5 protein-coding genes are annotated in these 13,644 nt (G+C 69.2%); 4 read left to right on the top strand and 1 reads right to left on the bottom strand.

Features of this window, described 5'->3' with window-relative positions; all coding sequences use genetic code 11:
• The first annotated feature begins 213 nt into the window (after window positions 1–213).
• Together G328_RS15645 and G328_RS15640 are read left to right on the top strand one after the other, a co-directional pair.
• Window positions 214–2,682, top strand: a complete 2,469-nt coding sequence (locus tag G328_RS15645) for a helix-turn-helix transcriptional regulator (RefSeq protein ID WP_019617827.1) — start codon at window positions 214–216, stop codon at window positions 2,680–2,682.
• A 298-nt stretch (window positions 2,683–2,980) separates the two neighbouring features.
• Complete coding sequence (locus G328_RS15640) at window positions 2,981–5,500, top strand: helix-turn-helix transcriptional regulator (protein ID WP_019617826.1); 2,520 nt, start codon at window positions 2,981–2,983, stop codon at window positions 5,498–5,500.
• A gap of 23 nt (window positions 5,501–5,523) precedes the next feature.
• Here the strand turns inward: G328_RS15640 and G328_RS0102785 are convergent, their stop codons facing one another.
• Window positions 5,524–7,059 (bottom strand): RNB domain-containing ribonuclease, encoded by a 1,536-nt coding sequence (locus tag G328_RS0102785; RefSeq protein WP_222828644.1) that lies wholly within the window; start codon window positions 7,057–7,059, stop codon window positions 5,524–5,526.
• A gap of 43 nt (window positions 7,060–7,102) precedes the next feature.
• Here G328_RS0102785 and G328_RS0102780 point away from each other — a divergent pair, with 43 nt between their 5' ends.
• Both G328_RS0102780 and G328_RS0102775 read left to right on the top strand, forming a co-directional pair.
• Window positions 7,103–8,566 carry a phytoene desaturase family protein gene (locus G328_RS0102780; RefSeq protein ID WP_019617824.1) on the top strand — a complete coding sequence of 488 codons (1,464 nt, stop codon included), beginning with the start codon at window positions 7,103–7,105 and terminating at the stop codon, window positions 8,564–8,566.
• A gap of 714 nt (window positions 8,567–9,280) precedes the next feature.
• On the top strand, window positions 9,281–13,644 hold a 4,364-nt coding region (locus G328_RS0102775; protein ID WP_019617823.1), incomplete at its 3' end, for a choice-of-anchor G family protein.

Here is a 13,644-nt window from a genome sequence, read left to right as displayed (position 1 = left end):
TCGCTAGTCGATGGGGGTGACGGCCGGGGGGCACAATTATCGGATTGCATGGACTTGCCGCCCGGGGTGGGGGATAGTGGCAGTGCCACGGCAGGTGGGGACCTGCCGGAGCGAGTGTAGGGGCTCGCCGCTCGTGCGCGGGGCGGAATCACGCGCAACCAATCGAAAGGGCGACGTAATGGCGATCGCTCGGTTGTAGGACGTGGTCGACGAATGTGGGAACCCGATTGTCGCTTCGAGGTGCCGAAGCTCGTGCGGCACCGGTTCGACTCGACGTGGCGGTCACTGCCACAGCTCACGGTGCTCTCGACGCTGCTCGGCTGGGGCCGCAGCACCTGGATCGAGCAGTGCGACACATACCTGCGCGCGCACGACCCCTCGCTCGAACTCGAGTGGGCGTACACGCGCGCGCAGCTGAAGGCGCTGCTCACCCGTGACAGCACGACGCCCCGCGTCGTGTTCGGCGACGCGCTGCTCAGCGCCGCCGACGACGTGCTCTGGCGCGACATCGTCGACGCGCTCGAAGAGCGGCCGAACATTCGCCTCGTGCTCTCGAGCGTCGACGTGCCGCTACACAGTGTGCTCGGCGACCTCGACTATCGCGTGTTCACCGAGCGCGACCTCGCCTTCACCCCCGCCGAGGTGAGCGAGCTCGTGACGCTCGCGACGGGCATCGAGCAGGAGGCCCTCGCGGTCATGCTCGCCGACGGCCTGCGCGGCCAGATCGAGCTCATCGCGCGCCGGTTGCGCACGCACCTGCAGCGGGGCGGGCAGCGTGGCTGGTCGAACGCCGACAGCTCGCCCGAGGTACACGCGCTCAACCTCATCCGCCGCCAGCCCTCGGTGTCGCTGCCGCGGCTGAGCAAGGTGTGGCTCGTGCTGCAGAAGGCGAAGGAGCTGCGCTCGTTCTCGGTCGGGCAGCTGCGCACGCACGTCGACGACCCCGAAGTGCTCGAGGGGCTCAACCTGCACGAGGTGTTCGAGCGATTCCGCAACTTCCCATTCTTCAGCCTCGCGGTCGACGCCGAGTCGGGCGACGAAGTGCTGCTCTGGCACCACACCGCGTGGCAGCAGATCGCGTGGGACGCCTCGCCCGAAGAACGCCACGAGCACCTCGAGCGGGCGCTCGCGACAATGCAGGTCTCGGGCGGGCTCGTCGCCCAGCTCTACTACCTCCTGCTGCTCGGCCGGCTCGAAGAGGCCGACGAGATGATCTCGAGCAACCTGCAGTACCTCATGACGTCGCTCGACCCGGTGACGGTTGAGACGATCGGCGAGGCCGACGTCGACCCGGCCGCGTATCCCGCCCTCGCGGTGCTGCAGGCCGAGGTGCGCCTGCGCTCGGGGCTGCGGGAGTCGACGCTGCGCGACGCGCTCGAGGTCGCGTTCACCGCACTGCGCGCCCGCACCACTACGACGCCCGAAGAGGGGCTCGCGCGCGCCGCGATGCTCGCGTTCGCATCGTCGATTATCGGCGACCGCAGCCGCGTTCGCCGATACCTCGACTACGCCGACGAGCTCGCGAACGCGATGCCGCGCTCCCGCCCCGACGTGCTGCCGCGCATGCAGCGCTCCCGCGCGGCCGAACACCACCGCATGCTCATGCGCGCCTCGCTACAGCTCGACGACGTGCCGCGCGGGCTGCGCACGATTCGACGCGGCGTGCGGTTCAGCCACCCCGCCGACAGCGGGCACGTGAGTCGCCTGCGCTACATCGAGGGCCTCGAAGACCTGCTCGGAATGCGCTCGCTCGCGGGCAGCGTGAGCCCGAACCTCGACGGGGTGTTTGACCTCGCCGTGTCGTTCCGCTTTCTCGAAGAGGGTGACGACCACTCGGCGCTCGACTTCCTCTCACCGGTGCGGAACATCCAGCTCCCGCTCGGGTCGCACTCGCTTGCCGACGCGCACATTCTGCTCGTGCGTGCGCTCGCGGCGCCGCACGAGCTTTCGGGGCGCGACGTGACGCATCCGATCGAGGCGAGCGTGAACCTCTGGAACGATGGGGTGCCGAGCACGAACGTCGTGTTCGCGGCGATGGTCGCGAGCGCGAGCCGGGGGCGCACGAGTGAGGCCGAGGCGCTGATTCCCCTCGTGGCCGAGGAGCGAGACGGATACGCGTGGCTTACGCGGTTCATCTGGGCGCAGTGGAACGGCGACTTTGTCGGCTCGTTGCAGGAGCCGGCCCCGCCGGAGTTCGACCGCATGCCCCGCTATTTCGTGCTCGCGCACGTGCTGCACGCGGCCTCGCAGCTGAAGCTCGAGCAGCCGCACTTTGCCGTTGAGCAGTTACTCGAGACGTGGCGGGCGGTCGATGCGCCGCGACTGTTCCGGTTTTCGCTGCGCTTCGTGCCGCCCGAGGTGTACGCCGAGATCGCGGCGCTCGCCGACGAGCTGCCGCCGGGCCTCGCGGCCGCGATCCACGACGCGCGTGGCGATAGCCGCCACATCGCCTGGAAATCGACGCTCGCGCTCTCGCCGAGCGAGGCCGAGGTGGTCGCCCTGCTCGGCCGCGGGCTGAAGAACCAAGAGATCGCCGATGTCCGCCACGTCACCCTGGGCACCGTGCGCACGCAGTTGAAGAGCATCTACCGCAAGCTCGGCGTCAACGACCGGGCTGGCGCGCTTGCCGAGGCCCGCGGCCGTGGGCTCATCGAGCCGAGCGGCGAACTCTCCGCGTCATAGTTCCACCCGGTGGGGGTACCGCGGGGGATGGATGGGGGAGGCGCGAGGGGGGATTCTTCGCCCCTGAGTCGTTTCACCACGTCCCGTCGGCAATAGTTGGTGACCGAGCGCGCCACGCCATTCGGCGAGCGACGCGGTCACAACTTCAACCGACGCACACGCGTCGAACCGGTACAACGACATCCCCTTCAGCGTTGTTACCTCCCGCCGGATCCCCGGTTGTCCCGTGGCAGTTCCCCTCCTGCCCGCGCTCATCTGACGAAACCCGCAGTGCTGCAACCAAGAGGATGTGAACTGAATGCTGAACACCAAGAGCTGGAATGACACGTTGGTTGCCCCGCGCGACCAGTCGCTGCAGCAGCGCCACTCCTCCCTCCTCATCCGTGACCGGTACGTCGCCATCTGGCAGGACCTTCCCCAGCTCACCGTGCTCGCCGCCCTTCCAGGCTGGGGCCGCACGACGTGGCTGCACCAGTGCGACGACTACCTTGCCGAGCACCTTCCCGAGGTCGAACGTCACCGGGCGGTGACCCGCCGGCAGCTCGCGACGCTGCTCGCGCAGGAGCCGCCGGCCGAGGGCATCCGCGTCGTGTTCGCCGACTCGCTCGTGTCGGCGGCGAACGACGAACTCTGGGCCGAGATTCGCGATGCGCTCGTCGCCGACCAGTCGCTGCGGCTCGTGCTTTCGACGGTCGATACCCCGTCGGCCGACGTGACCCGCGAGGTCGAAACGCTGACGCTCACCGAGCGCGAGCTCGCGTTTGACAGGGGCGAGGTCGAGCGTCTCGCGACGCTCCTGACGGGGCGCGACGAGGTCGCCGTCGACGCGATCGTCGGCGAGGGGCTGCGCGGGCAGGCCGAGCTCGTCGTGAATCGACTCACCGCGTTTGCCGCGAACGTCACTCCCGCGGCCTGGAAGTCGAGCCTGCACGCGAGCGACCCGGTTTCGTACGACGAGTTTCGCCGCACCGCGACCGCCGAGCCGAGCCTGCTCTGGCGTGTGCTCGAGCGGATGCGCGACCTCTACGCGTTCTCGGCGCGGCAGCTGCGGTTGCACGTCGCTGAGGGTGATGTCGGGCTCGACCTCGATGCCGTGTACGAGCGGCTCGCGATGCTGCCCGTGTTCGAGCACACGACGAACGCCGAGACCGGCGAGGCGCAGCTCGAGTGGCAGCCGTCGGTGTGGGCCGAGCTGCACGCCGAGATGAGCCCTGAGCAGCGGCGCGAGGGCGACGCGCGGGCGCTTGCAACCGTGCGCGCGCACGGCGGCAACCTGCAGCAGCTCCACTACCTGCTGCGGCTCGGTCGTGCCGACGACGCCGAGCGGCTCGTGGGCGACCGGTACCACAGCCTGCTCATTGCGCTCGACGGCACGATGGCGCGCTACCTTGCCGAGGTGCGGGTGGATACGCCGCGGTACCCCGCGCTCGGGCTCCTGCAGTCAGAGGTGCGGCTCGGGCTCGGCAGCACGCGGCGCGAGCTGCGCGACCAGCTCGAGCAGTCGCTGTCGACGCTGCGCGGGCAGACTGCGTCGAACGTCGAGGACGAGTTTCGGCGGGCGGCGCTGCTCGCCTACGCGTCGAGCGTCGTCGGCGAGCGGTCGCGCACCGCGCGGTACCTCGAGTACGCGGCGGAGCTTTCCGAGGGGATGCTCGAGGTCGCGGCGCAGGATCGTTCGCCCTCGTCGCGGGCGCGCGCGGCGGGCTACTACACGCTGCTCTCGTGGACGGCCGGCCAGGTCGACGCGCCCCTGCTCTCGCTTCGGTTCGTGAGCGAGGCCGTGCGGTACGGCAGTGAGAGCCAGGCGATGCAGGTGTGGCGGCAGACGTCGCTCGAGTGCGCGCAGGCGCTGGTCGGCATGCCGGCGGCGGGCTGCCCGGCGCTGCGCTACCTCGACGACGGCAACGATCGCGCCGCGCTCGAGGTTGCGCGGTCGATGGGCAACGGGCCCCTCGTCGTGCCGTCGAACACGTACGACGACGCGGTGCGGGTGCTCATTCGCGGGTTCGTCGACCACGAGCGGCTCTCGTCGCGCGACGTGACCCAGGTGGTGCTCCGCAGTGCGGGGTACTGGCGCGACGGCGTGCCGAGCTCGCTCGTGGCGCTCGCCGCGGTGGCCGCGTGCGCGAACCTCGACAACCGTGACGAGGCCTCGCGCATCGTCGCGCTCGTCGAGGGGCAGCCGAACGTGTTCGCCCGCCTCACCCGCATGCTGTGGGCGCAGTGGAACGGGGAGTTCCAGCGCGCGCTCGACGAGTGCGACTATTACGAGCTCGACGACCTGCCGCGCTTCGCCGTGATCGCTCGCGTGCTCACCGCCGCGTCGCAGCTGCGGCTCGAGAAGGAGGAGCTCGCGGCCGACGTGCTCGCTGAGGCGTGGCGCGACTTCGAGGCGCCCGACCTCATGCGCTTCGCGCTGCGGTTCGTGCCCGAGACGGTGTTCCAGGGCTTCCTCGCGATGCGGCAGCTGCCGGTCGGCCTCGCCGAGGTGCTGCGTGACTCGGCCCACGATGTGCGCAACATCAGCTGGACGACGCCGCTGCGCCTCACCCGCAGCGAGGTCGAGGTGGTGCAGCTGCTTATGCGTGGGCTGAAGAACCAGGAGATCGCGGATGCGCGGCACGTCACGTTCGGCACGATCCGAACGCAGCTGAAGAGCATCTACCGCAAGCTCGGCGTGAGCGACCGCAACGGTGCGCTGGCCGAGGCGCGGGCGCACGGGCTGCTGCAGGCGCCGGCGCCCGAGGTGGCGCAGTTCCAGGTCGCCGGTGGCGGCGTCGCGGATGCGTTCCCGCAGCGGATCGCGGCCGGGCGCTAGCTAGGTAGGTAGGCGGCCGGCCGCTACGCCGGGTATTCAAACCGAACGCGGCGCTTCGCGACGTCGGCCTCGACGAGCCGCACGCGCACGTGCTCGCCAGCGGGCACGTCGCCGCGGCACTGCGCGATCACGGGCGGTTCGGTGACGAATACTTCGGCGTGGTGGTCGCCGTCGCCGCCGCGCAGGAGGCCGGCGTCGAACTCTTCGCCCACCGCATCCTGCAGCGCGACGGCCTCGGCGAGGTTGATGCACTCGTTCTCGATCGAGCCAGCGATGCGACCGGAGTTCTGCAGGAGTCCCGGCAGCTCGTCGAGCGCGGCGACGATGTCGGTGGGCACCTCGCCCGTGACCCGCGCCGTGCCGTCGAGCGCGACCCAGTCGCCGCCGTACGCGAGGCAGATTTCGCTCACGAAGCGGTCGCCGAGGCGGCGGATGGGCGCGGTCGCGTGCGCATACTCGCTCGCGACGCCGGCGTGCCAGGCCTTGTCGTGATCGTGCTCGGGGTCGAAGTCGGTCTCGGGGGTGAAGGCGAGGTACCCCGAGCCGCGCAGGAGCTTCGTCGCCGCCGAGTTGAGGGCGAGGGCTCGCGGGTCGGTCGGGTCGAGGCTCGCGAGAATCTCGCCGGGCAGTTGCTCGTCGGTGGTCTCGACCCCGAGGGCGTGCGCCGCCTGCCGGAACTGGCGCACCGTATCCGCGTCGGGCGCCGGCAGGGTGCGCAGCAGACCCGTGCCGCCGGCGAGCATGATGCGGGCGGCGGCGATGCCGGTTGCGAGGGAGCAGTGGGAGTTCCAGTTGTCCATTCGGGTGCGGGGCTCGAGGCGAAGCTGCCAGCGGCCGTCGATGCGCACGAGGTCTTGTTCGGGCAGCTGCAGCTCGACGGCGCCGCGCTCGCGGGAGCGTTCTTCGCGCACGCCGCCGAACTCGGGCAGCGCCTCGATGGGTTCGGGCAGCAGGTGCCCATGGTCGAACGTCGACTGCAGCGACGGGTAGTCGAGGCGCTCTCGAACGTGCACGAGGGCGCGGCGAACCCGTGCGCGGGTGAGCACGCCGTTCGCGTCGGTCTCGATCTGCCAGAGCACGGCTGGGCGGTCAACGCCTGCGACGAGGCTCGCGGTGTGTTCGGTGAGCGCGCGGGGGTAGAGGGGGATGCTCCCGTCGGGCAGGTACTTCGTCTCGCCGCGGGTGCGTGCCTCGGCGTCGAGGGGCGAGCCGGGCGCGACGAAGGCGCCGACGTCGGCGATCGCGTAGTAGAGCGTGTAGCCGTGGCGGTCGTGCTCGGTGCCGCGTTCGATGCGAACGGCCTGGTCGAGGTCTTTCGAGCCGGGCGGGTCGATCGTGACGAGGTGGAGGTCGCGCGCGTCGAGGCGGTCGTCGGCGAAGCGGTCGGTGGCGTCGGCGGCCTCGCGCTCGAGCTCGGGGCTGAACGCCTCGGTCACCTCGTACTTCTCGCGGATCGCGTCGAAGTTGAGGTCGGCCATGCTCTCGGGGTTGTCGGTAGCTGGGCTTTCTGGGGCCTGGCCGCCGTCGGTCGCTGGCGTGGCTTCGGTGCGCTCGCTCATGTCGGGAGGCTACCCGAGGCGACTGACATACGATCGGAGCACTATGGGCAGCAGCACTCGCGCGCGCACGGCGGCGGTCGTCGGTTCGGGGCCGAACGGGCTCGCGGCGGCGGTGACGCTCGCGCGGGCGGGTGTGCCCGTGACGGTGTTCGAGGCGGCCGCGACGATCGGCGGCGGCACCCGCACGGCCGAGGTCGTCGAGCCGGGCGTGCTGCACGATGTGTGCTCGGCGATTCATCCGATGGCGTTCGCGTCGCGGTTCTTCCGCGAGTTTCGGCTCGCCGAGCGGGTCGAGTTCGTTGTGCCCGAGGCGTCGTACGCGCATCCGCTCGATAGTCGTGATGCCGCCGTCGCGTATCGCGACCTCGAGCGGACCGTTGCGGAGCTCGGCGTCGACGGGGTCGCGTACGGGCGGCTGCTGCGGCCGCTGCTCGATCGCGCCGATGGGGTGTTCGACTTTGCGCTCGGCGGGAGCATGCTCCGGTGGCCGCGCGATCCCCTCGCGGCGGTGCGGATGGGCTTGCGCGCGCTGCAGCAGGGGAGTGGCCTCTGGAACGCGCCGTTCCGCGACGATGCCGCGCCGGCGATGCTCACGGGGGTCGCCGCCCACTCGATCGGGCGGATGCCCTCGCTCGCGACGGCCGCGGTCGGGCTCACGCTCTCGCTTGCGGGGCACGCGGGCGGATGGCCTGTGCCGGTTGGCGGGTCGGGCGAGATTTCGCGCGTGCTCGCCGAGGATCTCGTGGCGCACGGCGGCACGATCGTGACCGGTCGGCGCATCACCGACCTGCGGGAGCTCGCTGGATTTGATGTGCGGGTGTTCGACACATCGGTGCGCGATCTCGCGCGGATTGCGCATACCGGGCTGCCGGGCTCGTATCTGAGGGCGTTGGATCGCTTCCGGTTTGGGAACGGCGCCGCGAAGGTCGACCTCGTGCTCGATGGACCGATTCCGTGGCGCGACCCCCGGGTTGCCGCGGCGCCCACCGTGCACCTCGGTGGCACGCGCGCCGAGATCACGGCCGCCGAGGGCACGGTTGCGCGGGGGCGGCATGCCGAGCGGCCGTACGTGTTGCTCGCGCAGCCGACCGAGTTCGACCCGGCCCGGAATGCCCCGGGTGTGCACGCAGTGTGGAGCTACACGCACGTGCCGAACGGGTCGACGCGCGATGTCACCGAGCAGGTGATCGCGCAGCTCGAGCGGTTCGCGCCGGGCGTGCGCGACCGGATCCGCGCATCCCGCTGCACCACCGCCGCCGAGCTCGGCGAGTACAACGCGAACTACGTTGGCGGCGACATCTCGTCGGGCGCCGTCGTGCTGCGACAGCTACTTGCCCGCCCCACCCTCACCCCCGACCCCTGGCGCACCCCCGGCGAGGGCATCTACCTCGCGTCGTCGGCGACCCCGCCCGGCCCCGGCGTGCACGGACTCAGCGGCTGGTACGCCGCCCGCAGCGCCCTGCGGCACTCCTTCGGCATCGACCCCGACTCGGTTTCCCTCGCGTAGTCGGTGCGGCCTCACTCGCGTCGTCGCGGGCCCTCTAGGCGTTCGAACTTCCGCTCGAAGCGGTCGCCCGTCAGCCTGTGTTCAACATTGACAACAGTGATGTTTCCGCGCGGGTCGTTGTAGATAGTCTCCAGTGGGGGAATTCTGGATTCTGGGCTGCTGGCGCGCTACATCCACGCGTTTGCATGCAAATTAAACGATTAGTTCGAACGGAAATACAGCTCTCTGTGTTTCGCGTATACCCCCGGGTGACGTCTCGAGTGCGGTCGGCGAGCTGCCGCTGTGCCGCGCCAGGAAAGGCTGCACGCCGCTGACAGATCGGTGTGCAATTTCGATTGCGCGCAAAATTCGCTCAAGGGGGATGACGCAGGGTGAGAAAGAACTTGCGCTTTCCTGAGAGTTCGATAATGCTGAGTGTCAGGTGTCGTTTCCTGTGAAGCGCATGTAAGTCACGCACAAGCGAATTGCCGCAAGGCCTACTCGGTGTGCCTGAAAACATGCGCTCATTGGTGATGCCAGTACGACCTTGACGGGTACTCGAACGTCGCGTGTCGTGCGCCACTTGCTGCTGTTGGTCAAAGACGGATCCCCAGAAAGAGACGTACCCGTATGCGTGCTGAGCCCCGCCGAAACTTGAGCGACCCCTCGAGGTCTCCCGAAATGCGAGCAACAGAGCCGCGAGCAACGCGCGCGACGAAACAGCGACCGGGCAGGATGCGGTGGCTCGGAGGGCTCGCAGCCGGCGTCGCCGCAGTGCTCGCGTTCGCGTCGACCGGGCTCACGACGACCGCCGCGGCGGCCGACGCGGTGTACTCCGAGGCGTACGCCGAGGTGCTGAACCTCAACGCGATCGGCGCCGACGTCGCTGAGGCCGCGTCGGCGCACCAGCAGTTTCCGCCCGCCGCGAGCAACGGGGCCAAGTACAACCAGCTGAACGTCGCGCTGCTGAACGAGATCATCCAGGCCGACCTCGGCGGCACGCTGAACGGCATCCCCCTGATCTCCGACGCGAACGGCAGCGGCCTGATCTACCTCGGCGAGCTCGGTGCCGCGCACAGCTACGCGAGCGCGGCTGACGAGACGACGGCAACGGCCTCGTCGGGTGTCATTACCGAAGACGGTGCGATCGCGGTGAGCCCCGAGCAGGCGACTGGCGACCCCGCGCGGGTGAACCTCACGTCGCTGCTCGACCAGCTGACCGTGTCGGACCTCACCGACGCAATCATCGACGAGGCCTCGCTCGAGATCGGCGCGCTCGCCTCGCGGATCGAGAAGTCGAACGGCACCGTGACGCCCGAGTACGTCGTCGCCGGTGCCGACCTCGTGATTTCGAGTCCGCTCGTCGGCGGTCTTGTGACCGACCTCGGGGACACCGTGGATGGTCTCGGCACAACGCTGGATGGGCTGCTTTCGACCGACGGGACGCTCGGCACACTCATCTCACAGCTCGAGGTACTGAACATCAACCTTGGACTCCTCGGCATCCCCCTGGCAACGGTCGCCGTTGACGACGCAACGGTGGGCGTTACCGGCATTGATTCCGCGCTCACGTACGTCAACGAACAAGTCCTGCAAGGCACGGTCGGCTCGGCCGACGGCCTCGTCACGATCAACCTCGGCACGGGCGAGATTCGCATCGACCTCGAGCAGCTTATGGAGGGCGGGCTCAACGGACAGCTCTCGAACACTCAGGTGCTCGACGCAGACTCGATCGAGCTCATCACAGATGGTGTGACCAAGGCGCTCGAGGACGTCGTCGACCAGGTGATCGTGGGGCTACTCGAGCGAATCAACCTCACGGTTAACGTCGAGGTCACAGCCGGCGCACTTTTCCTTCCGCTTGCCGACGGTAGCGTGAAAATTACGGGGTCGATTGCGCAGTTCCTCGGCCTCGTCGAAGAAGGACCCTCGACCAACGGAACCAACCTCCGGCTGCTCGGTTCGGTTCCCGCCGACGAGATTCTTACGCCGCTCGTCACCGGAGTGACGAACACACTCGGAACCTTCCTGCGCCCGACCGTCGACGGCGCGCTCGACACGACTGAAGCGCTCGTCGACACCGTGCTCGAGACGCTCGACCCCGTGCTCGAGGGCGTGCTCGACCAGCTCGTGCAGGTGACGCTGAACAAGCAGAGCACGACGTCGCTCGAGGGCGGCACTGCGCAGTACTACGTGACGGCGCTTGCCGTGACGCTCCTCCCTGGGGCTCCCATCCTCGAGCTGCCGCTCGCAACCTCGGCCGTGCACGCGCTCGATGCCGAGGCAGCCGACGTCACGATCACCTCGCCCGAAGAGGGCGAGCGGTTCGCGCCCGGCACCGTGCACGTCACCGGTACGGGTACGCCGAACCAGACGGTCGACGTGACCCTGCAGGGCACGACGCACACGGTGCCGGTCGACCCTGACGGGAACTGGGCGACGAACTTCGCCGGCGTGACCGCGGGCGAACACACCATCGAGGCGACCGACGGGCTCACCGACGACGAGGTGAACATCGTCGTGCACGACCCGGTCGTCATCGAGGCGCCCGAAGATGGCGCCGAGCTCGAGCGGGGCAGCGTCACGGTTTCGGGAACGTCGACGCCGAACGTCGACGTGACGGTCACCCTCGACGGCCAGACCACGACCGTCCGAGCGGACGGTGATGGCGCGTGGTCGGCGACGTTCGACGACATTCTGGTTGGGCAGCACACCGCCACCGCGACTGATGGCGTCGTGCCGGCTGACCAGGTGACGTTCCTTGTCGCCGAGCCGGCTGAGGCTGCCGAAGTCGTGATCACGTCGCCGGGCGAGGGCGAGCTCTTCGCCCCTGGCTCGGTCACGGTCGAGGGCACCGCTGAGCCCGGCGTAACGCTGGACGTGGAGCTGAACGGTGTCACGCAGAACCCCGTCGTGGCTGACGACGGCACCTGGACGACGACCTTCACCGACGTGCCGGTTGGCAACTTCTCGATTACGGCGAACGACGAACACACGCTCGACACTGTCGACATCATTGTGACCGACGGCGTTGCGATCGAAACGCCGGCCGATGGCAGCACGGTGCCGGAGGGCACTGTCGAGGTCGCCGGAACCGCCGACCCGGGCGCAACCGTCGCCGTGACGCTCGGCGCCACGACTGAAACGGTCATCGCGAACGTAAGCGGTGAGTGGACGACTTCGTTCCCGAACGTCGCGCCCGGCACCCACACGGTGACTGCGACCGACGTGCGCTACACGGGTGACGAACCGCAGTGGACGACCGAGAGCGACTTCACGGTGGTTGACGCGGTCGAGATCACGGCGCCCGCCGATGGCACGACCGTGCCGACCGGTACCGTGCCGGTCTCGGGTACGTCGTCGCCGAACGCCGAGGTGAGCGTTTCGGTCAACGGCGGCGAGTCGGTGACGGCTCTCGCGGATGACAACGGCAACTGGTCGACCGAGGTTGAGCTGGCAACGCCCGGCGAGTACACGATCACCGCGACCGACGGCCTTTCGAGCGACGAGGTGACCGTGACGGCCATCGCGCCGGTGGTCATCGACTCGCCCGAGCCCGGTGCCGAGGTTGCAGCGGGCACCGCGACCATCACTGGTACCGCAGAGCCCGGCGCATCCGTCACCGTGACGCTCACGGGTGGCGCTAGCCAGACCGTGACCGCCGACGACATCACTGGCGCCTGGAGTGCCGACTTCACCGTCGTCACCGGCGACTACGACGTGGTCGCGACCGACGGTGTGACGCAGGACACGACGAACTTCGTCGTTCCCGCGCCCGACGCGGCCGTGACGATTACGTCGCCGACTGACGGCCAGGCGTTCCCCGCGGGCACCGTCACGGTGACCGGAACGGGCCAGCCGGGCGCGGTCGTGACCGTCGACCTTGGTGACGGCATTGACCTGCAGACCGCGACCGTCGACACTTACGGCACGTGGTCGGTCGACTTCGCCGACGTCGAGCCGGGGGCGTACACCGCGACTGCCACCGACGGTGCGACGGAGGACTCCGTCGACTTCACGGTGCGCAACGCAGTGGTGATCTCGACGCCCGAGGACGGCGATCAGCTGCCCGCTGGCAACGTGACCGTGACCGGTACATCTGAGCCTGGCGTCGAACTCCACGTATTCCTTGCAGAAGGGCCGGAGGCGCCACCGCAGGAACTCGTAGTTGAGGCTACTGACAACGACGGCAACTGGTCGGTCGCGTTCCCTGACGTCCCTGCTGGTGACTACCTTGTGCTCGCCACTGATTTGGTGAGCGCCGACCGGGTCGACTTCGAGGTTGTTGACGCGCTCGCGCCGGTCGTGATCGTGTCGCCAACCGACAACGAGGAGATCACTGGTACCGACGTGACCGTCACGGGCACCGGCGAGCCGGGCACCGAGGTGCTCGTGTGGCTCGACGACAACGACGATGCGGCGAAGACCGTCGACGTCGACGACGAGGGCAACTGGACTGCACAGTTCACCGGTGTTGAGCCGGGCACGCACGTCGCTCACGCGGAAGACGGAAACACTGAAGACTCCGTGACCTTCACGACCGTTGCCGAAGGCACGACGGACCCGGATGCTGCTGCGGACCCGGATGCGGCGGCGGACCCTGATGCGGCTGCTGACCCGGATGCTGCGGCTGATCCCGATGCTGCTGCCGACCCGGATGCAGCGGCCGACCCGGACGCTGCCGCGGATCCGAACGCTGCTGCGGACCCGGATGCGGCTGCGGACCCTGACGCTGCCGCGGACCCTGACGCGGCGGCTGATCCCGATGCTGCTGCGGACCCGGATGCGGCTGCGGACCCTGACGCTGCCGCGGATCCTGATGCTGCTGCGGCTTCGGACGCGAACGTGAACGCTTCGGCGTCTGCTTCGGCCTCGGCCAACGCGGATTCGAACGCGAACGCAGCTGCCCAGGCGGCGGCGCAGGCTGCCGCGATGGCAGACGCGGACTCGGTGGCGTCGGCTGCGGCGGACGCTACGGCTCAGGCTGCTGCTGAGGTCGCCGCAACCGCGGACGCCTCGTCGACCGCTTCTGCGGATGCGTCGAGCGACCCGAACGCGGCGTCGCAGGCCTCGGCGCAGGCTGCAGCGAACTCGGCTGC

Source organism: [Zimmermannella] faecalis ATCC 13722 (assembly GCF_000381765.1).
Taxonomy (GTDB): domain Bacteria; phylum Actinomycetota; class Actinomycetes; order Actinomycetales; family Microbacteriaceae; genus Gulosibacter; species Gulosibacter faecalis.
Note: the sequence above shows the minus strand (reverse complement) of the source record. Positions and strands in the feature narration are given on the sequence as shown.

Excerpts from the sequence above, each read along its gene's own strand:
- G328_RS0102785 (WP_222828644.1), bottom strand. The coding sequence starts at position 7,059 with ATGAGCGAGCGCACCGAAGCCACGCCAGCGACCGACGGCGGCCAGGCC.
- G328_RS0102780 (WP_019617824.1), top strand. The coding sequence starts at position 7,103 with ATGGGCAGCAGCACTCGCGCGCGCACGGCGGCGGTCGTCGGTTCGGGG.
- G328_RS15640 (WP_019617826.1), top strand. The coding sequence starts at position 2,981 with ATGCTGAACACCAAGAGCTGGAATGACACGTTGGTTGCCCCGCGCGAC.
- G328_RS15645 (WP_019617827.1), top strand. The coding sequence starts at position 214 with ATGTGGGAACCCGATTGTCGCTTCGAGGTGCCGAAGCTCGTGCGGCAC.